Annotated in this window: 24 protein-coding genes; 8 read left to right on the top strand and 16 right to left on the bottom strand. The window is 72.9% G+C overall.

What is annotated here, in order from left to right; genetic code table 11:
• Positions 1-46: 46 nt before the first annotated feature.
• Together OIE47_RS00990 and OIE47_RS00995 are read right to left on the bottom strand one after the other, a co-directional pair.
• Positions 47-880, bottom strand: coding sequence for a DUF1206 domain-containing protein (locus OIE47_RS00990; RefSeq protein WP_326559559.1), 834 nt, complete (start codon positions 878-880; stop codon positions 47-49).
• A 125-nt stretch (positions 881-1,005) separates the two neighbouring features.
• Positions 1,006-1,335 carry a hypothetical protein gene (locus OIE47_RS00995; protein WP_326559560.1) on the bottom strand — a complete coding sequence of 110 codons (330 nt, stop codon included), beginning with the start codon at positions 1,333-1,335 and terminating at the stop codon, positions 1,006-1,008.
• 101 nt (positions 1,336-1,436) lie between these two features.
• Between OIE47_RS00995 and OIE47_RS01000 the strand changes: the two genes are divergently transcribed.
• The gene (locus OIE47_RS01000) at positions 1,437-2,669 is read left to right on the top strand and encodes a cysteine desulfurase-like protein (RefSeq protein WP_326559561.1); all 1,233 of its coding nucleotides are present in this window, start codon (positions 1,437-1,439) and stop codon (positions 2,667-2,669) included.
• A 19-nt stretch (positions 2,670-2,688) separates the two neighbouring features.
• Here the strand turns inward: OIE47_RS01000 and OIE47_RS01005 are convergent, their stop codons facing one another.
• Entirely contained in the window at positions 2,689-3,468 is a 780-nt protein-coding gene (locus OIE47_RS01005; protein WP_326559562.1) for a hypothetical protein, read from the bottom strand.
• A 154-nt stretch (positions 3,469-3,622) separates the two neighbouring features.
• The gene (locus OIE47_RS01010) at positions 3,623-5,140 is read right to left on the bottom strand and encodes a glycoside hydrolase family 3 protein (RefSeq protein WP_326559563.1); all 1,518 of its coding nucleotides are present in this window, start codon (positions 5,138-5,140) and stop codon (positions 3,623-3,625) included.
• Positions 5,141-5,288: 148 nt separating this feature from the next.
• On the opposite strand from OIE47_RS01010, the gene OIE47_RS01015 reads away from it, so the two are divergent.
• A complete protein-coding gene (locus OIE47_RS01015) occupies positions 5,289-5,423 on the top strand; it encodes a hypothetical protein (protein WP_326559564.1) in 135 nt (44 codons plus the stop codon).
• Positions 5,424-5,582: 159 nt separating this feature from the next.
• The gene (locus tag OIE47_RS01020; RefSeq protein WP_326559565.1) at positions 5,583-6,086 is read left to right on the top strand and encodes a hypothetical protein; all 504 of its coding nucleotides are present in this window, start codon (positions 5,583-5,585) and stop codon (positions 6,084-6,086) included.
• Positions 6,087-6,088: 2 nt separating this feature from the next.
• Here the strand turns inward: OIE47_RS01020 and OIE47_RS01025 are convergent, their stop codons facing one another.
• Both OIE47_RS01025 and OIE47_RS01030 read right to left on the bottom strand, forming a co-directional pair.
• A complete protein-coding gene (locus OIE47_RS01025; RefSeq protein WP_326559566.1) occupies positions 6,089-7,114 on the bottom strand; it encodes a hypothetical protein in 1,026 nt (341 codons plus the stop codon).
• A 159-nt stretch (positions 7,115-7,273) separates the two neighbouring features.
• Positions 7,274-8,776, bottom strand: a complete 1,503-nt coding sequence (locus OIE47_RS01030; protein ID WP_326559567.1) for an MFS transporter — start codon at positions 8,774-8,776, stop codon at positions 7,274-7,276.
• 212 nt (positions 8,777-8,988) lie between these two features.
• Here OIE47_RS01030 and OIE47_RS01035 point away from each other — a divergent pair, with 212 nt between their 5' ends.
• The 3 genes from OIE47_RS01035 to OIE47_RS01045 all read left to right on the top strand — a co-directional run bounded on the left by OIE47_RS01035 (position 8,989) and on the right by OIE47_RS01045 (position 11,840).
• A complete protein-coding gene (locus tag OIE47_RS01035; protein ID WP_326559568.1) occupies positions 8,989-9,633 on the top strand; it encodes a TetR/AcrR family transcriptional regulator in 645 nt (214 codons plus the stop codon).
• 67 nt (positions 9,634-9,700) lie between these two features.
• A complete protein-coding gene (locus tag OIE47_RS01040; protein WP_326559569.1) occupies positions 9,701-10,576 on the top strand; it encodes an alpha/beta fold hydrolase in 876 nt (291 codons plus the stop codon).
• A 223-nt stretch (positions 10,577-10,799) separates the two neighbouring features.
• On the top strand, positions 10,800-11,840 hold the full coding sequence (locus OIE47_RS01045) for a phosphotransferase (RefSeq protein ID WP_326559570.1): 1,041 nt from the start codon (positions 10,800-10,802) through the stop codon (positions 11,838-11,840).
• Positions 11,841-11,859: 19 nt separating this feature from the next.
• Here OIE47_RS01045 and OIE47_RS01050 read toward each other — a convergent pair whose 3' ends face one another.
• The 9 genes from OIE47_RS01050 to OIE47_RS01090 all read right to left on the bottom strand — a co-directional run bounded on the left by OIE47_RS01050 (position 11,860) and on the right by OIE47_RS01090 (position 22,000).
• Entirely contained in the window at positions 11,860-12,891 is a 1,032-nt protein-coding gene (locus OIE47_RS01050) for a hypothetical protein (protein ID WP_326559571.1), read from the bottom strand.
• Between the two features lie 81 nt (positions 12,892-12,972).
• A complete protein-coding gene (locus OIE47_RS01055; protein WP_326559572.1) occupies positions 12,973-13,953 on the bottom strand; it encodes a DNA topoisomerase IB in 981 nt (326 codons plus the stop codon).
• Positions 13,937-14,950, bottom strand: coding sequence for a glycosyltransferase family 9 protein (locus OIE47_RS01060; RefSeq protein WP_326559573.1), 1,014 nt, complete (start codon positions 14,948-14,950; stop codon positions 13,937-13,939). Before OIE47_RS01060 ends, OIE47_RS01055 begins: the two co-directional genes overlap by 17 nt.
• Positions 14,947-15,648 (bottom strand): SDR family oxidoreductase, encoded by a 702-nt coding sequence (locus OIE47_RS01065; RefSeq protein ID WP_326559574.1) that lies wholly within the window; start codon positions 15,646-15,648, stop codon positions 14,947-14,949. Before OIE47_RS01065 ends, OIE47_RS01060 begins: the two co-directional genes overlap by 4 nt.
• On the bottom strand, positions 15,645-17,084 hold the full coding sequence (locus tag OIE47_RS01070; protein ID WP_326559575.1) for a PfkB family carbohydrate kinase: 1,440 nt from the start codon (positions 17,082-17,084) through the stop codon (positions 15,645-15,647). The genes OIE47_RS01065 and OIE47_RS01070 overlap by 4 nt, the downstream gene beginning before the upstream one ends.
• Entirely contained in the window at positions 17,081-17,920 is an 840-nt protein-coding gene (locus tag OIE47_RS01075) for a D-sedoheptulose-7-phosphate isomerase (protein ID WP_442792035.1), read from the bottom strand. Before OIE47_RS01075 ends, OIE47_RS01070 begins: the two co-directional genes overlap by 4 nt.
• Positions 17,920-19,137 carry a glycosyltransferase gene (locus OIE47_RS01080; RefSeq protein ID WP_326559576.1) on the bottom strand — a complete coding sequence of 406 codons (1,218 nt, stop codon included), beginning with the start codon at positions 19,135-19,137 and terminating at the stop codon, positions 17,920-17,922. Before OIE47_RS01080 ends, OIE47_RS01075 begins: the two co-directional genes overlap by 1 nt.
• Positions 19,122-20,099, bottom strand: coding sequence for a glycosyltransferase (locus OIE47_RS01085; protein ID WP_326559577.1), 978 nt, complete (start codon positions 20,097-20,099; stop codon positions 19,122-19,124). The genes OIE47_RS01080 and OIE47_RS01085 overlap by 16 nt, the downstream gene beginning before the upstream one ends.
• The gene (locus OIE47_RS01090; RefSeq protein WP_442792036.1) at positions 20,096-22,000 is read right to left on the bottom strand and encodes an HAD-IIIA family hydrolase; all 1,905 of its coding nucleotides are present in this window, start codon (positions 21,998-22,000) and stop codon (positions 20,096-20,098) included. Before OIE47_RS01090 ends, OIE47_RS01085 begins: the two co-directional genes overlap by 4 nt.
• A gap of 467 nt (positions 22,001-22,467) precedes the next feature.
• Here OIE47_RS01090 and OIE47_RS01095 point away from each other — a divergent pair, with 467 nt between their 5' ends.
• Positions 22,468-23,235, top strand: a complete 768-nt coding sequence (locus OIE47_RS01095) for a polyprenol monophosphomannose synthase (protein ID WP_326559578.1) — start codon at positions 22,468-22,470, stop codon at positions 23,233-23,235.
• A gap of 60 nt (positions 23,236-23,295) precedes the next feature.
• Entirely contained in the window at positions 23,296-24,735 is a 1,440-nt protein-coding gene (locus OIE47_RS01100; protein WP_326559579.1) for an aldehyde dehydrogenase family protein, read from the top strand.
• 32 nt (positions 24,736-24,767) lie between these two features.
• Here the strand turns inward: OIE47_RS01100 and OIE47_RS01105 are convergent, their stop codons facing one another.
• Entirely contained in the window at positions 24,768-25,175 is a 408-nt protein-coding gene (locus OIE47_RS01105; protein WP_326559580.1) for a ChaB family protein, read from the bottom strand.
• Between the last annotated feature and the right edge of the window lie 46 nt (positions 25,176-25,221).

The following is a 25,221-nucleotide window of genomic DNA, read 5'->3' on the forward strand; positions in this document are numbered from 1 at the left end:
CTGAGCAATTGCAGTAGTTTGCCCAACCTAGCCAGTTCTATTCGGGCTAAACCTTGCGATACCGCGCCTGCACGAAGCAGAACGCCCCGAACGCCGCGATGCCGAGCGCGACCAGCGACAGCAGGAGCGTGCCGTACGACTGCTCGCGCAGGGTGTGCAGCGCGGCGTCCAGACCACGGGCCCGGTCCGGGTCGTACGTGACCGCGGCGGTCACCACGAGGATCCCGGCGATGCCGTACGCGATGCCCTTGGCGCTGTAACCGGCGACGCCCAGCCGGCGGCTCAGCGTCCGGGTCTGCGGGCTCATCTGGCCGGTCATCAGGTGCTTCTCGAACCGCTTCTTCACCCCGTAGATCACCAGCCCGATGCCGAGCGCGGCGAGGGCGAGCCCGGCCACACCGACCAGCCAGCGCCCCCCGGAGGAGGCCATCAGTTCCTCGGTCAGCGCCTGCTGCTTGTCCGCGCTGGACGAGTTCGCGTGGTTGAACACCTGGTACGCGGTCCAGGCGAAGTAGAGGTAGACGATCGTACGGCCGGCGGAGGCGACACGCTCCAGCACCCGCTCACGGCCCCGGTCCTCGGTGTGTCCGATGGCGGCCTCGAAGGCCTGCCAGATCGCCATGGCCAGCAGGCCGACGGCGATCGCGATCACCAGGAAGCGGCCCAGCGGCTGTTCGGCCAGGGTACGCAGGGCGCCGGACTGGTCCCCGTCGTCGGCCGCCTTGCCGAAGGCGATCTGCAGGGCCAGCCAGGCGAAGAGGAGGTGGACGATCCCGTAGCCGACGAACCCGGCCCGAGCCAGTGCGGCCAGGGCGGGGCTGTTCGCGGCGCGGGAGGCGGCACGGGAGGCGGTGGCTTCGGCGCCACGGGTCATCGACATGGACCTGTCATTGACCGGAAGGCGCGATTTCCAAACGTCGCCCACCACACACCGCCCAAGAGGCCGGGTGGCGGCCGGGGTCACCCCAACCGCCACCGCACGCCACCGGAGCGGACGCTACGAGATCAGAGCTTGCCGATCCGTACCTGGACCTGCTGGTCGGTGACGCTCTCCAGGGTCACCGCCATGCCGCCGATCTCGGTGGCCTGCTGACCCGTGGTCAGGGTGAGCTGCTCGCCGCCAACCTCGAGGGTGACCTGGTCGCCCTCGGCCTTGACCAGCTTGGCGTTGACTCCGAGGATCGAGGCGTTCGCCTCGACGCCGCGCTCGAAGGTGACCGTGCACTGGTCGATGCCACAGTCGGTGGAGGCACCCTCGGAGCTACAGCCGGCGAGCAGGGCGGCACCGAGAGCGAGACCAGCGGCAAGACCGGTGATTCGACGGACATACGTCATTCTGGGATACCTGCGGGGGCTATTCACCCTCACAAGGGTACGAGAGTGATGCGACCGAGCGCGTTCGCCGCGACGATCTTCGACCGGATATCGTGCCTGACATGCCGTACGACATCGCCCGGGTACGGGCCGCCTACCCCGCTCTCGCCGAGGGCTACCTGCACTTCGACGGGGCCGGGGGCAGCCAGGTGGCCGCCGGGGTCGCCGACGCGGTGGCGGAGACGATGCGTACGGCGGTGGCGAACCGGAGCACCGCGTTCGTACCCGGACAGCGGGCGTACGGGTACGTCGCGCAGGCCCGAGCGGCGATCGCCGACCTGGTCGGCGGGGTGCCCGAAGGGGTGGTGTTCGGGCCGAGTTCGACCGCGCTGACGTACACCGTGGCCCGGACGGTGGGGCGGAACTGGCGGCCGGGCGACGAGGTGGTGCTCTCCCGGCTCGACCACGACTCCAACGTCCGCCCCTGGGCACAGGCAGCCGAGGCCGCCGGTGCGACCGTACGCTGGGCGGAGTTCGACCGGGACAGCGGCGAGCTGCCGGTCGACCAGTACGCCGATCTGATCACCGAACGGACCCGCCTGGTGGCGGTCACCGGGGGCAGCAACGCGATCGGCACCGTGCCGGACGTACCGGCGATCGCCAAGCTCGCGCACGCGGCCGGCGCCCTGGTCTACGTCGACGGCGTACACGCCGCCCCGCACGCCCCGACGGACCTGGCCGACCTGGGCGCGGACTTCTTCGTCACCAGCGCCTACAAGTGGTCCGGCCCGCACCTCGCCGCCGTTGTCGCCGCGCCCGGGGTGTGGGAGCCGCTGCGGCCGGCGAAGCTGATCCCGTCGCCGGACGCGGCTCCGGACCGGTTCGAGTTCGGCACCCCGAGCTTCCCCCTACTCGCCGGGGTACGGGCGGCCGTCGACCACCTCGCCGGGCTGGCCGAACTGGCCGGCGTCGCCGACCCGGCCACGCCCGCCGACCGTCCGGCGCGGCTGCGGGCCAGCCTGACCGCGGTACGGACGTACGAGGAGTCGATCTTCGAGCGGCTGCTGACCGGGCTGGCCGGACTGCCGGCGGTGACCGTCTACGGCTCGGCCCGGCACCGCTGGCCCACGGTCTCGTTCCGGGTCGCCGGGCAGGCACCGGCCGAGACCGCGGCGGCCCTCGGTGCGCTCGGGATCTGCGTCTCCGCCGGTGACTACTACGCCTACGAGTACTTCCAGACCATGGGTTTGCGCGACACCGGCGGTGCGGTACGGGCCAGCGTCTACCACTACAACACCGCCGACGAGGTGGACCGGCTGCTCACCGAGCTGGACCGGTTGAGCCCGCGCGGCTGACGGGTGTGCGCGGGCCGCGTCAGACCGCGTGCTCCGGTGCGGGCAGCTCGTTGAACGGGAACCGCGACCGGAAGTCGGGCCAGGGCACGGTCAGGCGTACCCGGCCGTCGCCGCCGCGCCAGTCCACTTCCAGGTCCGCGATGCCGCCGAGGTCGGTCAGGCCCTGCCGGGTCTGCTCCACCGGCAGACCGGCTACCTCGGCCAGGCCGGCGAGGTCGGTGCTGACCATCCGCCGCCGCCACCGCCGCCGGGTGCGCTGGGCCAGCCGGCGGACCGCGATGGCGACCAGCACCGCCCGGTCGTCGCGCTGGGCGCGGATCTCGAGTTCCCGCTCCTCGACCGAGAGCGGCAGCACGTCGAGCGGATCCTGGTCGAGGCGGGGTCGTACCCACGGGTCGTCCGTGGCGCCGTCGTGGACGATCTCGAACAGGCCGAACCCGGCCAGACAGGGCAGCAGCTCACCGACGGTGTGCGGGATCGGCAGGTCCCGGCGCCGGCACATCTCGCCGAACAGTTCGATCCGCGCGCCGCGTACCTCGACCAGCCAGTCGTAGTGCTGGCGCGCGTGCAACTCCGCGTGGACGGCCTCCCGGCGCGGATGGCGGTGCCGCGATCGGGTCACCCACTCCTCCACGTCACCGGGATCGCACCAGAGCGCGTCGTCCCAGGGCACGAGACCGTGCCAGGCCGAGCGACGGAACGGCACCGGGCCGGGGACGACGGTCAGATAGACAAAGGAGCACGGAAGCCAGCGAATCCAGGACGGCATCGTCGCGGCCCGCTGCCAGCGAGGGGTCACCGGACGGACAATACCGCGACTCGACGTGAAGGTGGGGGCACCCTTCGTAAAGATTGGATTGATTCCGGTATGGACTGACACCGATCGGATCCGACCCGTGGATCCGGCCCCCGCGCCAACGAACGCGGGCCCGGACGAGGTCCCGACCGTCCCCTCAGGAGCGACCGGCGAGCAGTTCGGCGGCGGCGCGTGCACCGGCCCGGGTCGCGCCGTACGTGGACAGGTGGAGCCGACCGGTGACCAGCTCCGGCACGCCCAGTTCCACCACGACGGTGTCGGGTCGTACCGCCAACACCCGGGCCACGGTCGCCGCCATCCAGTCGTGCCGGTGCAGGTCCCGGACCACCAGGACCAGCGGGCGGCCCACCGCCGGGGCGAGCAGGGACGACGGCAGCCGGTCACCGGTCGGCAGGTCCTCGGCGGTGAGCCGGACCGAGGTGGTGCCGGACAGCAACGCGGCCAGCGGTTCGGCCAGCCCCCAGGGCGTCTCCGCGCCGATCGCGATGTTGCGCGGCGGGGCGAACTCCACCACGTGCACCGGACCGGCCAGCGGCAGCGCGACGGCGTCGGCGGTCGCGGTCAGCCGTACCGCACGTCGGGCGGCCGCGAGCCCGATGACCGACCCGTCCGGCCCGGAGCCGGCACCCGCCGGCAGGTCGGCGCGGGCGGCGGCGGTCCAGGCGGCGAGTTGGCCGACCCGCTTGGCTGCCTCCACCAGTCGCTCCTCGGGCAGCTCACCGTTGACCACGGCGGCCACGATCGCGTCCCGCAACCGGCGGGCGGTCTCCTCGTCGGCGTGGTCGCCACCGACACAGATCGCGTCGACCCCGCTGGCCAGGGCGCGTACGGCCACCGCCTCCAGTCCGTAGCGGTCGGCGACGGCCCGCATCTCGATCCCGTCGGTGATGACCACACCCTGGAAGCCGAGTTCCTCCCGGAGCAGGCCGTTGAGCACCCGGCGGCTCAGGGTCGCCGGCCACTGTCCGTCGATCGCCGGGACCAGCAGGTGCCCGGTCATGATGGCCTGCACCCCGGCGTCGATCGCGGCCCGGAACGGCGGCAGCTCGGCCGCGTCGAGCTGCTCGCGGGTCGCCCCGATCCGGGGTACGTCGATGTGCGAGTCGACGCTGGTGTCACCGTGGCCGGGGAAGTGCTTGGCGCAGGCGGCGACCCCGGCGGACTGGAGTCCGCGTACCCAGGCGGCGGTCTGGCGGGCCACCAGGGCCGAGTCGGCCCCGAAGGCGCGTACGCCGATGACCGGGTTGTCGGGGTTGGAGTTGACGTCGGCGACCGGTGCGTAGTTCAGGGTGATTCCGGCGGCGGCCAGGTCGACGCCGAGGTCACGGGCCACCCGCTCGGTCAGGTCCGGGTCGTCGATCGCACCGAGGGCGAGGTTGCCGGGCCGGGAACTGCCGAGCTGCGACTCGAACCGGGTGACGTCACCGGCCTCCTCGTCGATCGCCACCAGCACGTCCGACCGCTCGGCCCGCAGGGCGGCGGTGAGCGCGGAAACCTGCTCGGCGTCGCGTACGTTGCGGGCGAAGAGGGCGACCCCACCGAGCCCCTCACCGAGCCAGCGGCGCACCCAGTCCGGCGGAGCGGCACTGCCCTCGAAACCCGGTTGCAGGACCGCCGCGGCCAGAATCGAAAGGCCGCCCGTCGGTGTGCTCATCAGGCTCCGTACCCCCCGTTATCCACAGTGAATACGCGCCGGTCCGGTCGCGGCGCGTGCTGCCATGGTCACACCGGCCCAGGAAATAGTCAATAAACCTTTCTATTAGCGGGATGCGCCGTTCCGGCAGCCGTACGACAATGCTCGGATGGGTCAGATTCCGCTCGCCGCGCAGGAAACAAGCTGGTACGACGTTCCCGGCGTACGACTGCTCGGTGCCGTACTCGGTGCACTTCTGCTGATCGCGGCGATCCGCTCGATGTTCGGTAAGGGCGGTCGCTGACCTGCCCGAGAGACCGGGTTGGGCGAACGCCCGTGGGGGTAACACGGCGTAGCACCAACCTGATCTAACCTGTCACCTGATCCGACTCAGCCCGGTGCGGCGACCGATGCCGACCGCCGGGCCTCGCTTGTTGATCGACGTACGCGAAAGGGGCATGCCGTGACCGACCAGCCGGTATTCACCAAGCTCGGTTTCTCCGACGAGGAGTGGGGGCTGCTCGTCGGCCTGCCGCAGGCGGTGCTGACCGCGGCGAGCGCGGCCGAGTCGAACGGCTCCCGGCGCACCCGCAACGAGAGCGCCGCCGGCCTGGAGGCGATCTCCGCCGGACGGGAGTCGGCCAGCCCGCTGGTCGCCGCGGTGGCCGGCGAGGTGATCGCCCGCGCCGGTGACCCGGAGACCGGCGAGGAACTGCCGGTGATCGAGCCCGACGATCCGCAGGCCATGATCGACGACGTGCTGCTGCGGGCCAAGACCGCCGTGACCCTGCTCGGGAACAAGGTGCACGAGGGCGAGGTCGGCGCGTACGAGCACTGGCTCGTCGAGATCGCCGACCAGGTGGTGTCGGCGGCCCCCAGCGGCGGCATCCTGGGCCTCGGCGGCGACACCGTCAGCGACGCCGAGCGACGCTTCCGCGACCGGCTCGCCTCGGTGCTCAACGACTGACGTCACCGAGCCGGCTGCGTGTCGGCCCACTCCTGCCAGGCGTCGAGACCGCCGTCGCGGTGGACCTCCCAGGCCCGCTGCGCGGCGGCACTGCGTACGTTCTGCTCGCCGGTCGCGGTCACCCAGACCACCTCGTTGACCGCCCGTTGCCGCAACCCGGCCCGCTGCCACCATGGCGCGCGTTCCTGGAGGTCACCGATCTGGGCGACCATCACGGTGACCGCGTCGCGGGCGTCGGCGGTGCCCTGGTCGCGAAGCTGCCGCTGCCGGCGGATCGCCGCCTCCCAGCGCGGTCCCCAGTCGGCGGGTAGCTGACCGAAGGGACGGTTCAACAACAGCCGCGCCGCCCTCTCCGCGTGGTCGGCGATCGTCATCGACAGCAGGCCGTGGTGGGCCCAGAGCGGCTCGGTCGAGTCCGGGCCGGTCAACGTCCTCTCCTCCGGGCGGGCAACGGCGGCGAGCGCCGCCAGGGCCTCGTTCCGCCGGGACGCGTACGAGCCGAGGTCGGTGAGACGGACCAGGGCGGGGAGCGTCGAGATCCCCCGCCCGGTCACCGTCACCACCACGTCGTCGAGGACGACCCGCCACACCACGTACCCGTCCACCCGCTGGACCTGTGCGGACGTCGGCGTCGCGTCGACAGTCAGCTCGACCGGACGCGACCGGGGCGCCTCCGGCAGTTCCCGGTCCGACGCCGCCGGCAACGCCCCCGGCACCGGGTAGTCCCGTCCGTCGGCGGCGAACCGGAGGGCGAGGACCCAGTCGAGGGAGTGGAACAGCACTCCGGCACGGGGCTGGGTCTCCACCAGCAGCCAGGTGTCGTCCACCCGCAGCCCGTAGCCGATCTCCACCGCCACGACCGTGCCGTCCTGGCGCGACCAACCGGCCAACCAGCCGGACTCCACCGAGTCGGCCAGCCCGTAGACCGGCCAACCGGGCAGGTGGAGGTCCAACTCGGCCCGCTGTCGCTCGGCGACCTCGCGCAACGTTCCCGCCCAGCCCGCGTCCTCGGGTCCCATGATCCCCATGGCCCATTGTCTCGGAGGACCGGCGTCCACACCAGCCGGTGACACGTCCGCGCGGACGTGTCACCGGCGTGGGTGGCCAGAGCCCGGGATCCCCGGGTACGGGCCGATCGGCGTCGCGGGGCTCCGCCCCCGGTGTTACCGGCGCGTGCGGCAGTGGTGTTACCGGTGCGCGTGCGGCAGGTGCAGTTCCACGGGCTCCGGCGGGAGGTCGTCCACGCCGGCCGCGACGGCCTGCTGGTGGCGGCGGTGCGCCGACGGCAGGGCGAGCGCGGCGAACACGGCGAGTACGGCCACACCCGCGCAGACCCAGAAGCCGGTGGTGAACGCCGAGTCCATGGGCAGGCCCTCAGGGGTGCTCTTGGACGTGATGACGGCCGCGACCACGGCCGCCCCGATGCTGCTGCCGATGGTCCGCGCGATGGTGTTGACCCCGCTCGCCTCACCGGTCTGCGCGGCCGGGACGCTCTCGATGATGGCGTTGGACATCGCCGCGAACGCCAGGCCGATCCCGGCGCCGGTGAGCACCCCGGAGAGCAGCACCTGCCAGGTCGCACCGTGGGCGAGGGCGGGCAGGACGAACGCGACGACCACCGAGACGGTGCCGAGGAACATCGGCACCTTGGGGCCGAACCGGCGGTCCAGCAGGCCGGCCAACGGGCCGAACACCACCATCATCACGACGGTGGGCAGCAGGAACAGTCCCGCCTGGGACACCGACTTGCCGAACCCGTACCCGGTGGCGGCGGGGAGCTGGAGCAGCGTCGGTACGAGCACGAACGTACCGAACATCGCGAAGCCGAGGATCAGGGCGACCAGGTCGGTGGCCCACACCCCACGGATCCGCATCAGGCTCATGTCGATGAGTGGTTCCCGTACCCGCAACTCGACCAGGACGAAGACGACCAGGGCGACCGCACCGAGCAGGAGCAGGCCGATGGTCTTCGGCTCACCCCAGCCCCAGCCCTGTCCCTTGCTCACCGCGAGCAGCAGCGACACCAGGGACACCGACAGGATGAACGCGCCGAGCATGTCGAGCCGGCCCGGTGTGCGTACGGGCGACTCCGGCATCCCGAAGATGGCCCCGAGCAGCGCGATGACGACAAGAACCAGCGGCAGCCAGAACAGCCAGTGCCACGACAGGTGCTCCACGATCGGACCCGCGGCCACGATGCCGACACCGGCACCGACACCGAAGATCGCCGACAGCAGGCCGACGGTGACGCCGACCCGTTCCCGGGGCAGTTCGTCCCGGACGATGCCGATCGACAGCGGCAGGATCGCCCCGGCCGCCCCCTGCAACGCGCGGGCGATGATCAGCACGGCCAGGTTCGGGGCGAGGGCGGCCAGCAGGGTGCCCACGGCGAGGGTGGCCAGGATGCCGATGAGGACCCGGCGCTTGCCGACCATGTCGCCGAGCCGGCCGAGGATGGGCGTCAGGACCGACGCGGCCAGCAGGTATGCGGTGAGGACCCAGCTGATGTCCCCGGTGGAGACCTCAAGGTCGCGCGCGATGGTCGACATCGCGGGCGCCACCAGCGACTGCAGCACCGCGAACGCGAGGCCGCCCAACGACAGGTACACCACCAGGAGCGTGCTGTTGGCGCGCGGAGCCACGCCGACGGTGGAGCCGGTGTGACCCGGCTCCTCGATGGTCTGGGTCATGAGATCCCCGGAGCTAGATGTAAACGTTTGCTGACTTAGCCCAGTATCCGCAGCTCGGAGCTAAAGTCAACAATCGTTTACGTCACACCTCCGGCTCGGCGCGCCGCCCGCCGCACGGGGCGACCGGGTCCACTTACGGCCACAAGTCAACAAATGTTTACATCGTGTGTCGGGGCGGTTACGCTGGCGGCAAGAGCGAGAGAGGACGTGCCGTGACCGCACAGCCCCCCGGCCGCGTGACTCGGAAGGCGGCTCCGACCGCCACCGACCCGACCCCGCGTCGGCGCAGGGACGCGACCGAGACCCGTCAACTCCTGCTCGACGCGGCCCGCCGTCGCTTCGCCAGCGACGGCTACGCGGCGACGACCGTACGGGACATCGCCGACGCCGCGGGCGTCAACGTCGCCCTGATCAGCCGCTACTTCGCGTCGAAGGAGGGACTGTTCGAGGCCTGCCTGGGGGCCGCCGGTGACGAGTTGCGGCGTACCACCGGCGAGGTGCCGTTCGAGCGGATTGCCGAAGCCATCGCACACCAGGTCGCCGGCCTCCCGACTTCGGGAGTCCCCAGTCAGTTGACACTGCTCCTGCGTTCGTCAGGGGACACCCGCGCCGACGAGATCCGGCTCGGCGTACTGCACCAGTCCGGTGAACGACTGGCCGCCGCCGCCGGTTGGCGACCCGACGAGCCGGACAGCGACCGGCTGCTCCTCCAGGCCCAGATGGTGCTGGCCACCACCATCGGGCTGGCGGTACTGCGTACGACGTCGACCCCGCTGCAACCGCTGGCGTCGGCCACCGAGCAGGACCTGGTCGAGCCACTGCGCGCCCTGGTCGACGCACTGCTGCCAGCCAGGTAGGACGCACCGCTGCCACCCCGGTGACCGGTGATGATTGCCGGCGGTCCGGGGTGGGCACAGTGATCGAATGTTCGAGGGCTTCGACCTGCAGATGATCGACGTCGGTCCCGCCGAGCTGCGGGTACGCAGTGGCGGTGCCGGGCCACCCGTCGTGCTCCTGCACGGCCACCCGCGTACGCACACCACCTGGCATCGGGTGGCGCCGCTGCTGGTCGCGGCCGGACACACCGTGGTCTGCCCCGACCTGCGCGGGTACGGCCGCTCCTCGAAACCCGCCACCACCAACGACCATTCGCCGTACTCGAAAAGGGCGATGGCCGGCGACGTCCTGGCGCTGATGCGCGGCCTCGGACATCGGCGGTTCGCGGTGGTCGGCCACGACCGGGGCAGTTACGTGGCCACCCGGCTGGCGCTCGACGCGCCCGACGCGGTCACCGGACTGGCCGTGCTGGACTGCGTGCCGATCGGCGAGGCCCTCGCCCGAGCGGGGAGCAGATTCGCCGCCGCCTGGTGGCACTGGTTCTTCTTCGCCCAGCCGAACAAGCCCGAGCGGGCGATCCTGGCCGACCCCGACGCCTGGTACGGCGGTGACCCGGACCGGATGGGCGCGGAGAACCACGCCGACTACCGGGCGGCGATCCACGACCCCGCCACCGTCCGGGCCATGCTGGAGGACTACCGCGCCGGCCTCGGGGTGGACCGGGCGGCGGACGACGCGGACCGGGCGAACGGCCGCCGGGTCGACTGCCCCGCCCTCGTCCTCTGGTCCACCCGTGACGACCTGGAACACCTGTACGGCGACGTTCTCGCGATCTGGCGTGACTGGTCCTCCGACCTGCGGGGCGGCGGGCCGATCGAGAGTGGTCACCACATGGCCGAGGAGGCACCGGAGGAACTGGCCGGCAAACTCATCCCGTTCCTCGCGACCCTCGGCCACAGGTAACCGTCAACCAGATCACACCACCCTGCGGCGGCCCCACCTCTCGTCCCGCTCCCCCGATCCCCTCGACGATCTTGCACTTGTGGCGCCCGGAATTACGGCACTCATCCGGATTTGTGTGCCACCACAAGTGCAAGATCGTCGCGACCGGCTGGTCCGCGGTGTGTGGGAGTGGTTCGAATCTGGGGGTTTCGGTGGGGTTCTGGGCAGGACCTAGGCTGGGCGGGTGCCGGAGCCGACCGAAGACCTGATCCGGCCCGGGTGGTCGATGGAGCCGCTGGGGCACAACCCGTTCAACGCGGCCACCGGCGGCATCTGGCGGGTACGACGGGACACCGACACCGCCATTCTCAAGATCGCGACGCCGAACCGGCGCGACGACCACCCCGCACACTGGGCGACCAGCGCGGACCCGACGCACTGGAACTACTGGCGGCGCGAGGTGCTCGCCTACCGCACCGGGCTGGCGGCGCAGGCGTACTCGACCGCCGGGATCCGGGCGCCGGTGCTGCTGGACGCGGTGGACCGGGCCGACGGGTCGGTGGCGCTGTGGCTGGAGGACGTACGAGGCCGGGCCGGCATGGAGTGCTCACCCGAGCAATTGGGCGAGTTCGGATACCGGCTGGGCGTCGCGCACTCCTCGTGGCTGGGGCGGGAGACGGAACCGGCCTGGCTGTCGCGGGACTGGCTGCGGGCGTACACGACGTCCCGGCCGGTGCCGCAGACGCCACGGTGGGACCACCCGGTGGCGGTACAGACCTGGTCGGCCGACCTCCGCGACGGGCTCCGGACGCTGTGGGAGCGGCGGTACGACGTACTCGCCGCCACCGACGCGCTGCCCCGGACGCTGGGCCACCACGACGTGTGGCCGATGAACCTGATCGTCGACCAGGGCGGTCCGGTGCTGCTCGACTGGACCTTCGTCGGGCCGGGGCCGATCGGCGAGGACGCCGCCAACCTGATCCTGGACACCTTCTTCGACGGGCTGGTCGACGTGGACCTGCTCGACGACGTGGTCACCGAGGTCAGCGCCGGTTACCAGCGCGGGCTCGCCCCGGCCGTGGACGCCGGCACCGTACGCCGGGCGGTGCTGCTCGGCGCCGCCGCCAAGTACTTCTGGCTCGCCCCCGGCATGCTCGCCGCCCTCGACCGGGACAATCCGAACCGGAGCCAGCAGTACGACCGCCGCGACGACCTGGCCACCTTCGACGGTCGCCGGAAGGTGCTCGAACTCCTGGTGAGGTGGTTCCGGGCGGCCCTGGACTGACCGCGTCCCACGGGCCGGCTCACTGGAGGTCGAGCAGGTACGGGGTGTCCGGGCAGCGCGGACAGACGAAGATCCGCAGCGCACCCCACCTGCCGACCTGGATGCCGGTGGGCTCCTGCGAATCGAAGCGCCGGGGGTCGGCCCACTCCAGGTGCTGCTCCTCGACCGGGCGCCACCGGTCCCGGGTGCCGCCGTCGTACTCCTTGGAGTCGATGACCAGGGCCAGCGTGGTCGGACCGGCGCAGTTCGGGCAGAGTGTCGTGCCCAGGTCGGTGAGACTCCAGTTGGCGTACCCGCCGACCTTCCAGCCGGGCGCCATGAACGTGCTGACGTAGTTGACGCCGGACGCTTCCACACGTTCGCGCAGATCGTCGGGGAGCTCCTGCGGGAACGGGTACTCCACGACCTGTTCCGGGTGCAGCCGGCACGGCCGGGGCCGGTAGACCTCGTTACCGATCTCGCCGGTCGGCGGGTCGGCCAGAATCCCGGTCAGCTCCGACTCCCGGCGCCAGTGCAGACGTACCGTCGGTCCCCAGAGGCTCTCCTGCTGGTGCTCGTACGGGCACCAGAGCACCTGGAGAAGGTCCGCGCCTCCGGGTCGGGGCAGGTCCGGGATGTCCCCGGCACGCAACTGGGCCACCGGCAGCATCGGGTGGGGTGTCGGGTGCGGGCGGGAGACGTACCGATGGCCGACCGTGGGGCCGCCGTCACGCGAACCCCAGCCGGTGAAGCCCGCCCCGACCAGGTCGGCGATCTCGTCGTGCACCTCGCGCTCGCCGTCGGCGAGCTGGTGCGAGACGGTACGGCGTGCCTCGGCGGCCCGCATCCGTTCGACCAGCTCGGCCGGGAGCGGCACCTCCTCGTGCACCTGGTACGGGTCCGCGCAGGTCGGCCAGGGTTCGTCCGCCGGCCACCGCAACGGTCCCCCGACGTGGCTGTCCCGCACGCCGACCTCGCCGGGACGCGGGTGCAGTCGGGTGGCGGTCCGGCCGAGGTCGGCCAGCCCCGGCAGGCGGTCGAGGGTTTCCGGCGGCAGCGGCGGCGTCTTCACCGGTCGATCCTAGGAGTCCGGCATGTACACCCGGCGAACACCGCCGACCGTTGGAGCGGCATGGCGGAGCCCCGCCCCGCGTCACTCGGAGAGGAACTCGATCACCGCGCGCTCGATGGCCTCCGGTGCGCCGTCGGGATCGATCTCGGCCGTGTGACCGTCGTGGTAGCGGTCGATCAGCCTCGGGTCCACGTAGGACGCCCGGGCCACGGCCGGGGTGTTGCCGAGCAGCTCGGCCACCTCGCGCATGACCCCGGCGACCACCCGCTTGCGCCTGGTCTCGGACCGCTCCGGCCCCTGCCGCGCCAGCGCGAGGGACGTCCGTAACGTGGCGTGCCAGGTTCTGAAGTCCTTCGCGGTCATCTCGCCACCGCTGGCCGCCCGCAGGTACTCGTTGATCTCGTCGCTGCGTACGTCCCGCCAGCCGTGGCCGTCCCAGTAGCCGAACAGCCGGTCCGCGTCACGCCGCCGCCTGCGCAGGTCCCGCAGTACGGCGCAGAGGCCGGCGTCGTCGATCCGCTGCACCCGGGCGATGCCGCCCTTGGCCGGGAACTCGAACACCACACACCCGCGCCGGGTACGGGTGTGCTCCGGACGCAACGTGGCGACGCCGAAGGTCGGGTCGTCGCCGGCCGCGTACTGGTCGCTGCCGATCCGGAAGGTGCCGGAGTCGAGCAGGCTCGCCACGGTGGCCAGCACCCGTTCCCGACCCAGGCCCCGACCACTCAGGTCGGCGCCGAGACGGGCGCGCAGCGCCGGGAGCCGGGCGGCCACCTCCAGCACGTGGTCGAACTTCGCCTCGTCCTGGCGTACCCGCCATTCGGGGTGGTAGAGGTACTGCTTGCGCCCGGCGGCGTCGATCCCGGTGGCCTGGATGTGCCCGGCCGGGTCGGGCGAGATCCATACGTCCCGCCAGGCGGGCGGGATCACCAGTCCCCGGAGCCGGTCCAGCTCCCGGGAGTCGCGGATCGGGCGGCCACCGGGGTCGACGAAGCTCACGCCGCGACCGCGGCGACGCCGACCGTACCCGAGCTTCGCCGGGTCGCTACGTCGCAACCGCATAGCGGGTCCGCCCCACCCGGTCGACCTCGTCGACGGCGGCGAGTACCTGTTCGATGCCGATCGCGGCCAGCGTCGGATGGGTCGTGGAACGCTCGCTGTCCCCGTCGACCGGCACCTGGTCCGGCACCTCCGGGTCGAGCCCCGGCAGCCCCGGATCGTCCGCGTCGGCCATCGCGGCGGCCCACAGTGCACGGTGCCAGGGCCGGTCGGCCGGCGGACCCCAGTGCTCGGGGCGGACCGGGCCGAACAGCACCACCGAGGGAATGCCGTACGCGGTCGCCAGGTGCGCCACACCGGTGTCCGCACTGACCACCAGCCGGCTGTGCGCGACCACCGCGGCCAGCCCGGAGAGGTCGAGCCGGCCGGCGAGGACCGCCGGACCGGGCAGGCCCGCCCGGTGGGCCACCTGTTCGGCCAGGTCACGTTCGGCGGCCGAGCCGGTCACCACCACCCGATGCCCGGCCCGGGTCAGTTCCGCCGCCACCGCCGCGAACCGCCCCGGCGACCAGCGCTTGGCCGCGATCTTCGCGCCGGGGTGGACCACCGTCACCCCGACCGGCACCCGGTGCGGGCTGGGCCGGCTCAGGGCCAGGTCGGTCGGGTCGGCGGGGATGTCGTACCAGTCGAGCAGCCGGCACCAGCGGTCCACCTCGTGCTCGTCGGCCGACCACGGCGGACCGTCGGTGTGGTGCGCCTCCGGGTTGTGGAACGCGCACAGCCGCTCCGGCCCGGCGGCCTGGAGGACCCGGTGCGACCGGGGCCCGCGCCCGTGCAGGTTCACCGCCCAGTGCGGCGCCGGTCCCGGCCAGTCGACCCCGTCCAGACCGTCGGTGGGCACCAGCCGGTCGACCCCGCCGACCAGGTCGACCAGGGGCGCCAGCCAGGCCGGCGCGGCCAGGGCGAGGGTCCGGTCCGGGAACGCGGCGCGCAGGCCGCGCAGCGCCGGGACCGCGGTCGCGAGGTCACCCACGCCGAGCGCCCGCAGGACCAGGATCACGGGTACGACGTCTCTTGCTCGGCGCAGACCACGAGTTCACGGATCGCGCAGCCGGCCGGCTGGCTGAGCGCGAACAGGACGGCGGAGGCCACACTCGCCGGATCGTTGAGCACCGCGTCGGCACCCGGCCGGTACTGCTCCGTACGCTCGTCGAAGAAGGCCGTACGCATCCCGCCCGGCACCAGCAGGGTGACCCCGACCGAGCCCGCCAGCTCGGCGGCGAGCGCCCGGGTGAAGCCGACCACCCCGAACTTGGCCGCGCAGTACGCGGTCGCGTCGCTGACCGCCTTCACGCCCAGCGTCGAGGCGACGGTGACCACCGTCCCGTGCGTACGTTCCAGGTACGGCAACGCCGCCCGGACCACCGCCACGGTGGCCAGCAGGTCGACCGTGACCACCTTCTCCCAGGTTTCGGCGGGCAGGTCGACCAGCCGGCCGGGCACGTCCATGCCGGCGGCGGTGACCAGCCCGTCGAGCCCACCGGCCTGCTCGGCGAGCTGTCGGGTGGCCTGCTCGGCGGCGCGGGTGTCGGCCAGGTCGCACTCCACCCACGGCACCCCGTCGGCGGGCGCCTGCCGGTCCAGCACGTACGGCCGGCCGCCGGACTTGGCCACGGCGGTGACCACCGCCGCGCCCAGCCCGCTGGACCCCCCGCTGATCAGTACGGCCGGACCGGCGCCCGGCATGGTTGCGGTCATCGCGCTCCTCCCGTCAGGCGTCGCGCGGCCGTACGGGCCAGCGCGATCATGCCGGTGGTGGACCGTCCGTCCAGGTACGGCACCACCACCGTGTGCCCACCCCACCGGTGGACGATCCCGGCCTCGGGCAGGTCCGGTTCGTCGCCGCCGCCGGTGCCGTAGTCGCCACCCTTGACCCAGATGTCCGGGCGCAGCCAGGACAGGGCCGCGTGCGGGGTGGACTCGTCGAAGATCACCACGGCGTCGACGCAGCCGAGCGCGGCCAACAGCCGGCTGCGGTCGTACTGCGGCACCAGGGGGCGGTCGGGGCCCTTCAGGTCGGCCACGCTCGCGTCGGAGTTGAGGCAGACGATCAGGCAGTCGCCGAGCCGGCGGGCCGCCTCCAGGGTGGCCACGTGGCCGGCGTGCAGCAGGTCGAAACAGCCACCGGTGGCGACCACGGTCCCACCGGCGGCGCGCACCTCGGCGACCAGTGCACCGGCCGCCGCGGCACCGATCCGTTGTTCCCCTCCGGCGACCGAGACCGAGACCGGCTCGGGCACCGGGGCCGGTACGGCAGCCGCCACACCCCCGCCGGCCACGTACGCGGACGCCTCGGCAACCGCCTGCTGCACCGCCTCGGAGACCAGTGCGCCCCGGGCCAGTGCCACGGTCGCGGCGGCGGCGAACCGGTCCCCGGCCCCGCAGGTGTCCCCGTCCGCGCTGGTCGGCGACGGCACCACCAGCGGCGTCGAGCCGGCGTGGCAGAGCAGCGCACCGTCCCCGCCCAGGGTCACCGCGACCGCGCCGACCCGCCACCGCTGGCGCAGCCCGTTCGCTCCCCGGGAGGCGGTGATCAGGCGGGACGCGCCGGGCGTACCGCCGGCCAGTTCGCGTACCTCGACCTCGTTCGGGCAGGCCAGGTTGACGCCGGGCACCGCCGCCGGGCCGCGCGGGTGCGGGTCCCAGACCACCGGTGCGGTCGCGGTGGCCAGGGCGGCGCGCAACCCGGGCTGGGCCGCCACCCCACGCCCGTAGTCGCTCACCAGGATCCCGGCCGCCCCGGCGAGCAGGTCCAGGATCGCCTCGCTCGGTTCGCCGGGCGGACCGGCGGCACCGCCCCGGTCGAGTCGCAGCAGCACCCGGCCACGGGTCCGCAACCGGATCTTCTCCGGCGTGGCGCCGGGCAGCGGCAGCGCGTAGACCTGCACCCCGGCGGCGGTCAGCAGGCTGCTCAACCGGGCCCCACCGGCGTCGTCGGCGAGCGCGGTGACCAGGGCGACCTCGAAGCCCTGCCCGACCGCGAACAGGGCAGCCAGACCCGCGCCACCGGGCCGGTCGACGTGGGTGCTCTCGTCCAGCACCGGCACCGGGGAATCCGGGCAGAGCCGGTTGACCACACCCTCCACGTCCCGGTCGAGCAGGGTGTCGCCGATGACCACCAACTGCCCGGTCACGGCCCGGCTCCACGGCCGTTCGGCCCCCGGCTGTGCGTACGCCGCGAGCGGACCGGCCGGTGTTCCCCCGGCTGCCACTCCCCCGGCTCCCGCTCCACCAGTGGCGGATCCACCACCCCCGGCACCACCAGGTCGGAGTCGACCAGCGGCGGATCGACCACCTGCGGCTCGGTGGTCCCGAAGGGGTCGTCGGCTCCTCCGCTCCCGTCCGGTGTCGGGTCGACGAGCGGCAGTGCGGCGTACCCGGCCGGTACGCCGAGCGCGGTGGGCAGGGCCAGTTCGACGTACTCGCAGAGCAGGTGGGCCGAGACGAGGTGGAGTTCCTGCACCACCTGCGGGTCCGGTGACGGTACGGCGAGCACCTCCGCGCAGACCTCGGCCAGCGGGTTCGGCACCGGCCCGGTGAACGCCCAGCACCGCAGCCCGGCCTCCCGTCCGGCGCGGGCGGCCCGGATCAGGTTGGCGCTGCGCCCGCTGGTCGACAGCAGCAGGAGGATGTCGTCGCGGCGGCCGTGTGCGCGTACCTGCCGGGCGAAGACCTCCTCGAAGCCGTAGTCGTTGCCGATCGCGGTCAGCGAGGAGGTCTCCGCGCTGAGCGCGATCGCGGACAGCGGCGCCCGGTCCGCCCGCAGCTTGCCGACCAGTTCGGCGGCGAGGTGCTGGGCCTCGGCGGCGCTGCCCCCGTTGCCGGCGACCAGCAGCCGCCCGCCCCGGGCGAGCCGGTCGGCCAGTTCGTCGCCCCACCGGGCGAGGTCGCCCGCCACCCGCCGGTACGGCAGCAGTGCCGAGGCCAGACCGGCGAGGTGCGCGTCGATCACCTCGGTGGAGTGCGTCATCAGGCCACCACCCCGCTCGGCCGCCGCACCTCGCTGACCGCCGTGTACACCCCGCCCAGTTCGGCTGCGGCGCGCCGCCACGAGTACTGCTGCCGGGCCCGGTCCAGGGCCGCCTGGGCGTAACCGAACCGGCGGGTCCGGTCGGCCAGCAGGCCGGCGATGGCGGCGCCGAGCGCGCTCGGGTCGCGCGGCGGCACCAGGTCACCGGTCCGGCCGTCCACCACCGTGTCGATGAGCCCGCCGACCCGGGTGCCGATCACCGGTACGCCGCAGGCCATCGCCTCCAACGGGGTCAGCCCGAACGGTTCGTACCAGGGGGCGGCGACCAGGACGTCCGCCGACCGGTACCACTGGGGCATCTCCTCGCGGGGTACCGCACCGACCAGGCGTACCCGGTCGGCGAGGCCGCACGAGCGGGCCAGCGCCCGCAGCCGGCGCGCCTGCGGGTCCTCGCCGAGCAGTTCCTCCGGCGGCCCGCCGACGATCACACACTCGGCGTCCGGTACCGCGCGCATCGCCCGGATCACGTCCTGGAAGCCCTTGCGTTCCACCAGCCTGCCCACGGTCAACACCCGGGGTCGGCCGGTCTCCCGGGCGGCGACGGGTCCGGCCGGGGAGAAGTTCTCCACGTTGACCCCGGACGGCACCACCACCATCCGGTCCTGCGGCACGCCCATCCGGACGAGTTCGCGTACCTCGTCCTGGCTCTGCGCGATGACCCGGTCCATGGCCCGCCCCAGGGCGCGTTCGTAACCGATCCGGCGGGCCGGGCTGGTGTCCGCCGCCCCCTGGTGCCTCCGCTTGACCGTGCCCAGCGCGTGGTAGGTCTGCACCACCGGCACGCCGGTCTGCCGGCCGGCGGTGATCGCCGCGAGGCCGCTCATCCAGAAGTGCGCGTGCGCGACGTCCGGGACCCAGTCGTCGCGCCGCCACGCCGCGACCAGCCAGCGGCTGAACTCCTTCATGTACGGCAGCAGCGCGTCCTTCACGATCGGCTCGGGTGGACCGGCCGGTACGTGCACCACCGCCACCCCGTCGAGCATCCGTACGAGTTCGGGCAGGTCGGCACTGTCCCGCCGGGTGTAGACCCGTACGTCGTGTCCGGCCGCGGCCAGCGCGGCGGAGAGCTCGGCGACGTGCGTGTTCTGCCCACCGGCATCCTCCCCGCCCAGCGTGGCGAGCGGACTGGCGTGCTCCGAGATCATCGCGATCCGCATAGCTCCTCCTCCAGCAACCGGTCCCAGTCGGTGAGGAAGCGGTCCAGGCCGTACCGGGTCCGGGCGGTCTCCCGGGCCCGGGCGCCGAGCCGGTGTGCCGCCGCTGGCTGGTCGATCAGGTGCGCGGCGGCGGCCAGCAGGGTGTCGACCCGGGTGGACAGCACGCCCGCTTCCGGTGGCACCGCCGCCACCGCCTCGGTCGCCGCGAGTACGACCACCGGCATGCCGATGGCCATCGCCTCGATCAGGCTCAGCCCGAGCGAGGTCCACCGGCACAGGTGCAGGTACGCCCGGCGCCGGCCGAGTTCGGCCTGCATCCGGCTCTGCGGGAGATCGTCGTGGGTGGTCAGCCGCTCGGGCGGCAGGCCGAGGTGGTCACCGAGACCGGCCACGCCCAGCCCGAAGACGTCGAGTGGAGCGACCTCGGCGAAGCGCGGCAGCAGGTCGGTGCCGGTGACCCGGCCTCGGCGTACCGGTTCGTTGATCACGACGGCGAGGCGGTCGAGTTCGCCGGTGTAGCTCGCCACCGGGTCGACGATGCCGTGTTCGACGACCGTGGTCCGGGTGCCGCCGGTGTCCCAGAACAGCGAGTTGAAGTGGGTGACGTGGGCGATCAGCAGGTCGTCCCGGTCGGCCATCGGGTGCCGGCTGTTCGGCACCGCGCCCTCCTTGGGCGTGTTGTGCTCGACGAAGATCGCCGGCAACGAGCCCCCGATCGGGCGGCGCAGCCACTGCCCGGCCAGCTCGAACTCCTCCGGCCGTTGCAGGATCACCAGATCCACGTCGGCGTCGGCCAGTTGCTCCGGGGTCACCTCCTCGGCCGTGTCCGGCCAGGGGTACGTGCGGGCCCGGCCCAACCCGTACGGGCCCCGGTCGGGGGTGACCGGCACCAGGTAACGGTGCTTGCCGTGCACGAAGGACGTGGTCCATGAGCCGTGCACGTGCCAGAGCAGGATGTTCATGCGGTGCCGCCGGGGACCCGGACCGTGACGCCGGCAAGCGACCCGTCGGTGGCGCCGGCGAGCAGTCGGTCGGCGGTGCCGACGAGGGGTCGGTCGGTGGTGTCGACGAGGGGTCGGTCGGTGGTGCCGGCCGGCAATCGGTCGGTGGCGAGGAGCCGGACCGCCTCGACGACGCTGTCCGGCGCGACCCGGGACAGGCACGGGTGACCGGGCACCGGGCAACGGGTGGCCCGGGTGTGCCGGCAGCCGGCGGCGGCGTCGCCGAGTCGGACCGTGGGCACCCGGTACGGACCCCACTGTCCGAACGAGACGGTCGGTGCGAAGAGGCTGATCACCGGCGTACCCAGGGCTGCGGCGAGGTGCGCGGGCCCGGTGTTTCCGACGACCAGGCACCCGGCGCGGGCGATGATCGCGGCGAGTCCGGTCAGCGAGGTCTGGCCGCCGAGGTCGACGCCGGACCGGCCGGCGACCCGGGCGCTGAGCGCCCCCTCGCCCGGTCCCCCGGTGACCACCACCCGGTGTCCGGCAGCGGCGAGCGCGGTCACGATCCGGGCACAGAGGTCGGGCGGGCAGGCGCGGGCGGCCACCGACGAACCGGGGTGGACCACGACGTAACCGGGTTCGGCGAGCGCGCCGTCGGTCGGTCCGCTCTCCAGGCACTCGGCCCGTAACCGCAGCGCCGGATCGTCCCCCTCGGGAAGCGGGAATCCGGCGGCGGCGGCGAGCGAGAGCGCGCGTTCGGTCTCCGGGATGCCCAACGGCACCCGGTGCCGTACGTCCAGCAGGGAGCCCGGGTAGTCGTCGCTGATCGCCGAGATCCGGCCGACCCCGGCCATCCGGAGCACCAGGGCGAGCGGCAGCGCGGACTGGTGGAAGGAGGTGAACAGGACCGCCTCGTCGGCGCCGACCTCGGCGAGCCGGCGGGTCAGCCGGTCCACCTCGGACCGGTCGACCGGGGTCGGTTGCGGGTCGATCCACGGCAGCGGCCACTCGATCAGCTCGTCGATGCCGGGCAGCAGTTCGGCGGCGGCCCGACCCCGGGGTCCGCAGAGCATCACCACCCGGTCGGCACCGGCCGCCACCGCCCGGATCGCCGGCCCGGTGACCAGCACGTCTCCGGCCGAGTCCGGCCGGGCCACCAGGACGCAGCGCGGCCGGCGCGGGGATCCGGCGGCGACCGGGTTCGGCTCGGTCGCGAGCCGGTCGGCGCCGGTGGACACGCTGTCACGGGCGGGCGAGACGAGTCGTTGGCGGCGCAGGATGAGGTCGACCGCGCCCGGCAGGTCACCGGCGACAGCCGGGGCGGCGGCGATCTCCTCCATCCGGGTCTGCGGGGTCGGCACCAGGATTCCGGCCGCTCCGGCGGCCCCTGCGGCGATCATGTCCGCACCGATGTCTCCGACCAGGACGCAACGGTCGGGTGTGGTGCCGAGGGCGCGGGCGGCGTCGGAGACCATGCCGGGTGACGGCTTGCGGCAGCGGCAGCCGGAGACACCCGGGCCCGGTTCGCCGTGCGGGCAGATCTGCCAGGTGTCGAACGGACCGAGCAGTTCCTCCACCCGTGCGTTGACCCGCTCCAGGTCACGATGGCTGAACCGGCCCCTGGCGAGGCCGGACTGGTTGGTGACCACGCCGAGGCGCAAACCGGCCGCGCGCAGCCGGTCGAGTGCCTCCCGGGCACCCGGCACCGGCTCGACCAGCATCGGGTCCCCGTTGTACGGCACGTCGTGCACCAGGGTGCCGTCCCGGTCGAAGAGCACCGCGTCGAACAGCGGGGGGCGGATCAGCCCCTCCCGCTCCGGCTCGTCGCGGTTCCGTCCCGGTTCAGGTCGGCCCTGCGCGGGGCCGGCGATCGTGCCGCCTGACCTGCGCTGATGCGGGTCGACCTGATCGTTTCGCACGGGGGGCGGGTTCCCTCGGGTAGGAGGAGTAAACCTGGGTTCCGCCCGCTCGCCGGGCCGCCCAGCCCGCCCCCGGCGGCTGCTGCGGCCACTGTGCGCCCTGCTTCTCGCCCACTACGCGCTCCGCACCGGTACCCGCGTCGGCGCCCGGCTAACCGGAATGCCCGGACCGACCGCCGTAGCGTTCCTGCCGGGTCGCGGTGACCCGCGCTTGCGTTGGGTAGTGTTCGACAACGCCGTGCGTGACCGGACGCAGCGCCGTTTGTAGCGTTGCGATAACGGTGCGACACTCCCGACAACCCGCTCGAACGGCCCGTAGGAACGCCCTCCCGCACGTGGTACGGCATATGGCCGCCCCGCGCAATGGTGGTAAACAGGATGTACGCGGATGGCCCGGTGGTCGCGCCGGGTTACCCACGCAACTACCCTCTCCCCTGACCGCTGTCGGCAGAACGAGGATGTCCGTAATGATCGAACCCGTGCAGTTGCCATCCCCGTGGCGGGATGAGCGGCTCACCGTCGTCGTCCCCACCTACAACGAGGCGGGCAATCTGCCCTTGTTGGTCGACCGACTGCTGGCTCTGCCCCTGACAGGGCTGAGCGTCCTGATCGCCGACGACAACTCCCCGGACGGAACCGGCGAGGTGGCGGACAAACTCGCCGCCGAGCACCCCGACCGGGTACGGGTCGTGCACCGGCCCGGCAAGGAGGGGCTGGGGCGGGCGTACGTCGACGGGATCAGTCGGGCGCTCGACGGCGGCGCGGACTTCGTGGCCCAGATGGACGCGGACCTGTCCCACCCGCCGGAGGCGCTGCCGGGCATGCTCGGCGCACTGCTGTCCACCCAGGCCGGCGTGGTGATCGGTTCACGCTACGTGCCCGGCGGGCAGCTCGACGAGGCATGGCCGCTCTACCGTCGCGCCCTGAGCGGCTGGGCCAACCTCTACGTGCACACCCTGCTCCAGGTACGGATCCGCGACCTGACCGCCGGCTTCAAGATCTGGCGGGCGGACTCGCTGCGCGCGATCGGGCTGGACCGGGTGCAGTCCAACGGCTACAGCTTCCAGGTCGAGATGCACTACCTGGCGACGAAGCTCGGGCACACCATCCTCGAGGTGCCGATCAGGTTCGAGGAGCGCCGGGAGGGTGCCTCGAAGATGACCACCGCGACGAAGATCGAGAGTGCGCTGATGCCGTTCAAGCTGCGTACGCGGCATCGCAACATCACCTCGTAGTGGCCGGGCAACCCGGCGAAACGGCGTTTGTCAGCGCCAGACCGGGGCATCCAGCGCGCCATGTACGAGGTGCAGCAGCTCATCGACGGGGTGTGGAGCGCGGCCGGCGAGACCGGTGACCTGCTGGTCATCGATCCGGCCGACAACACCGAGGTGACCCGGGTTCCGGAGGCCACCGAGGCGCACGTGGCGGCGGCGGTGAAGGCGAGTCGGGTCGCCGCCGCCGGTTGGGCCGCCACTCCGGCGGCGGCACGGGGTGCCGCCCTGCACCGGGTGGCGGATCTGCTGGAGTCCTCCGCCGATCAACTCGCGGAGGCACAGACCGCCGAAATGGGACGTCCGATCGGGCTGTCCCGGGGCGGGGTGGAGGCCGGTGTCGGCACCCTGCGCCAGTACGCCGAACTCGGCCCGATCCACCGTGGTCAGGCGCTCGCCGGCAACCCCGAGGCGATCGACCTGATGGCGGTGCAGCCCCGGGGCGTGGTGGCGGCGCTGACGCCGTGGAACGACCCGGTGGCGGTCTCCTGCGGCCTGCTCGGGGCCGCCCTGGTCACCGGCAACACGGTGGTCTTCAAGCCGAGTGAACGCAGCCCGGTGAGCGGCTGGTTACTGGCCCGACTCTTCGCCGCACACCTGCCCGCGGGCGTCCTGTCCCTGCTCACCGGGGGTGCCCGGGTCGGTGCCTCGCTGGCCGCCCAGGAGGTCGACGTGGTCGCCCACGTCGGTTCCACCGCCACCGGGCGGTCGATCGCCGCGACCTGTGCCGGCACCGGGGCGAAGGCGCTGCTGGAGAACGGCGGGAGCGACCCGCTCATCGTGGACGACAACGTCGACCCGCGCTGGGCCGCCGAGCAGGCCGCCCTGGGCGCGTTCACCAACTCGGGTCAGCTCTGCGTCGCGGTCGAGCGGATCTACGTACTGCGGGGGGTCGCGGACGCGTTCGTCGACGCGCTGGTGGCGCGGGCGGAGGCGCTGCGGGTCGGACCTGGACGCGATCCGGGTACGGAGGTCGGTCCGCTGGTCGACCGCCGGCAGCGGGCCACGGTCGACGCCCAGGTGCGGGCGGCGGTCGCGGACGGGGCCCGGGTACGCACCGGCGGAAGTGTGCCGGACGGGCCGGGGGCGTTCTACCCGCCCACCGTGCTGGTCGACTGCACCGACGAGATGGCGGTTATGCGGGAGGAGACCTTCGGCCCGGTCGCCCCGGTACTGGTGGTGAACTCGTTCGACGAGGCCCTGTCGCGAGCCGCGCACTCGCCGTACGGGTTGTCGGCGAGCGTGCTGACCGGGTCGATGACCCACGCGCAGCAGGCCTGGCGGGAGCTTCCGGTCGGCACCGTGAAGATCAACAATGTGTTCGGTGGGGCACCCGGCGGCGCCGCCCACCCCCGCCGGGGCAGCGGCCAGGGCTTCGGGTACGGCCCTGAGCTGCTCGACGAGCTGACCGTGACGAAGGTGGTGCACATCGCCGCGCCGGGCGGACCCGCCGGGCGCTGGTGACCCGACCGGACCGCCGCCCGCACGCCCACCCGCTACTTTTTCCGGGCCCGTGCGGTCTCCCGGTTGTTCGCCTTCTGGATCGCGCCCACCAGCTCGGACTTGTTCATCCGGGCCCGGCCCCGCACGTCGAGTTTCTTCGCCACCTCCAGCAGGTGGTCCTTCGTGGCGTTCGCGTCGACACCACCCGCGGTGGGTGCCCGACGGGCCGGTCCACCACCGGCGGCCTGCTCGTCGCTCGGGCCCCGGTGCCCGTTCTCCTTCTGCTCCCAGTGGTCGCCGACCTTCTCGAACGAGTGCTTCACCGCCGCGTACGCGGTCCGGTGTGCCCGTTCGCCCTCGCCGTACGTCTCCACCGCCGAATCGTGGGTTTTCACCCACGTGTCCTGGGCCTTGTCCGGCGAGCGTTGCAACGTACTCGGAAGCACCTCACGTCCCGGCATGTCATCCTCCTGGAGTCCCGGACCGGTCCGTACCGGCCCTGACTGT

It is taken from the genome of Micromonospora sp. NBC_01796, assembly GCF_035917455.1.
GTDB lineage: Bacteria > Actinomycetota > Actinomycetes > Mycobacteriales > Micromonosporaceae > Micromonospora_G.